This is a genomic window from Bacillus sp. JJ1127, from assembly GCF_036965845.1.
Lineage (GTDB): Bacteria > Bacillota > Bacilli > Bacillales > Bacillaceae_G > Bacillus_A.
The window spans coordinates 1-2,592 of the sequence record NZ_JBALQK010000226.1 but is presented as its reverse complement, the minus strand read 5'-3'; the positions used below and the strand labels follow the sequence as shown (position 1 = coordinate 2,592).

The window sequence follows — 2,592 nt, the reverse complement described above, 5'->3', positions numbered from 1 at the left end:
AGCAACGGATTTTTTTATTACCTCACTTATACAAATGTAAATGGATCTGTATGTAACTCTGAAGCGTGAATTTGTACAGCAAATTTTTTCTCATCTGCTTTTTGTTGTAATTGCTTTTGCACACCTTGTTTCATCACTTTTTCGACATTATGGCCTGGGTCAACAATATTTAATCCAAGCATCATTGCATCATGAGCGACATGATAATACATATCGCCTGTTACATACACGTCTGCTCCTTTAAATTTCGCCTGATTGATATACTTATTCCCGTCACCACCAAGTACTGCTACTTTTCGCACTTTATCGTCCAGTTTCCCAACAACTCGCGCACCCTCTACATCTAATGATTGTTTCACGTGTTCAGCAAACTGTCCTAGTGTCATTTCTTCTTGCAAATATCCAATTTTACCAAGTCCTAATGTTTCTCCCTTGTTATCAAGTGGATACACATCATAAGCGACTTCCTCATATGGATGTGCTGTTAACATTGCTTTTACAACCTTCCGCTCTAGTGAAGCTGGAATAACCGTTTCAATCCTTACCTCTTCCACACGCTCTAACTGTCCAGATTCGCCTATATAAGGGTTTGTCCCCTCTTGAGGCATAAATGTACCTGTCCCTTCACTACTAAACGTACAATGGCTATAATTGCCGATATAACCCGCCCCAGCATCACCAAAAGCTTTACGCATAGCTTCCGCATGTGTTACAGGAACAAATACAACAATTTTTTTCATTTCTTCTGCATATGTTGGAACAAGCACTTCTGTATTTTGTAATTCCAATGCCTCAGCAAGTAAATCATTCACTCCACCTTTTGCAACATCCACATTTGTATGAGCTGCATACACAGCAATATCATGTTTAATGCACTTTTCAATAATTCTCCCATACGCTTTATCTGTATGAATTGCTTTTAGAGGATTAAAAATAAGCGGATGATGTGCAATAATGACATTTGCTCCGATTTGAATCGCTTCTTCTACAACCGCCTCTGTAACATCTAGTGCGATTAATACATGCTCCACCGATTTGTTGAGTGCTCCAATTTGTAAGCCTATCTTATCTCCTTCCATCGCTAGATGTTTCGGGTACATGCTTTCAAATAAAGAAATCAATTCATGCCCATTCGGAATTTTACTCATGATAAAACCTCTCCTATCATTTTCATTTTCTCTTCTACTTCATTTCGTTTCGCTTTTGTATCTTCCGACTCTGTTGCACGCTCCAGCTGCTTCAAGATATTTTGAAAGTTTTTCAATTCGCCTTCCCATTTTTCAATAAAGGCATCACTTTTTTCTTTCATCAAGAATGGTCCAATAAATAACTCAGCTTGTTTATTTTCATGGTAAGGTGCTATTGGATTACCTTTTTCTCCAACTAAAATCTCATAAATTTTACCGTCTTCTTTTATAATCTTTTCATGAATAAGTTCCCAGTCATTTTCAATAAACCATTCACGAATATGATGCGCTGCAATATTTGGCTGTAAAATTAAGCGTGTTACACCATTTAACTTGTCTTTTCCATTCTCTAAAATATCACGAATTAACGCCCCGCCCATGCCAGCAATTGTAATCACATCGACTTCTCCTGGCGCAATAACGGCTAATCCGTTCCCTTTACGAACATCCACTTTCTCTTGTAAACCACTCTCAGCTACCGTTACCTGTGCAGAGCGAAATGGCCCATCTACAACTTCTCCTGCAATCGCTTTTGTAGCAATGTTATTTATAATTGTATAGCACGGTAAGTACGCATGATCTGAGCCAATATCCGCTACTGTAGATCCCACTGGAATCTCTCGTACTACTTCTTCTAACCTTTTTGAAAGCTTCACTTCATTCATGTATTTCCATTACTCCTTCTCTTGTCAGTCTGTCTCCATGATAATGAATTTACAGTAGTTGTTGCAAGTAAACAACAAAATTTCAATTTCTCTATCATTAATCGTATTTTAGAAAGAAAAGAAAAACAAGCCCTTTGCTATAAAAGCAAAGAGCTTGTTATATAGAACTTTATTTTTTCTTCGATAACCAATCGGCTACTTTAGAAGCTTGATCTGCTGGAATTAAGTTCGGTGGCATATTGCCTTTCCCTTTTGAAAGTACTTCTTTAATTTCATCTTTCGAAAGTTTCCCACCGATTTTTTGTAAATTAGGTCCTACTGCACCTTGCAACTGATCACCATGGCAGCTCGTACAGTTTTGTTTCACAATATCCTCTGGTTTCGATGCCGTTTGTGCTGGTTTTCCCGTATTTTTGGCATCAGCTAGCTCTTTAGATTTATGTAACCCCTGAAACGAAAATACAAACATAATGATAATGCCCAGTGCTGCAATAAGAGCGAATGGAATCAACGGATTACGTTTCATATTTCTTCTCCCCCCTCTATCCCCCTAAATAATTAGATGATTCAGTCATTTCCATTGTACTTGAAAATAACCTATCAGAAAAGACAAAACCATCAGAAGTTTTAAACATTCTGTAAATTCAGTTTATTGATTATCTCACTTTTATCACATATTATTTTGATAAAAATCAACGAATCTCATCATATTTTTTGTTTTTCTACATATATTTTTGTAT

3 protein-coding genes are annotated in these 2,592 nt (G+C 37.0%); all 3 read right to left on the bottom strand.

Annotated elements, in window-relative coordinates; all coding sequences use genetic code 11:
* Window positions 1-26 precede the first annotated feature (26 nt).
* Complete coding sequence (locus V7183_RS20155) at window positions 27-1,148, bottom strand: Nif3-like dinuclear metal center hexameric protein (protein ID WP_335360624.1); 1,122 nt, start codon at window positions 1,146-1,148, stop codon at window positions 27-29.
* Entirely contained in the window at window positions 1,145-1,852 is a 708-nt protein-coding gene (locus V7183_RS20150; RefSeq protein ID WP_097896932.1) for a tRNA (adenine(22)-N(1))-methyltransferase, read from the bottom strand. Before V7183_RS20150 ends, V7183_RS20155 begins: the two co-directional genes overlap by 4 nt.
* 169 nt (window positions 1,853-2,021) lie before the next feature.
* Window positions 2,022-2,378, bottom strand: a complete 357-nt coding sequence (cccA, locus tag V7183_RS20145) for a cytochrome c550 (protein WP_097896933.1) — start codon at window positions 2,376-2,378, stop codon at window positions 2,022-2,024.
* Window positions 2,379-2,592: the final 214 nt, after the last annotated feature.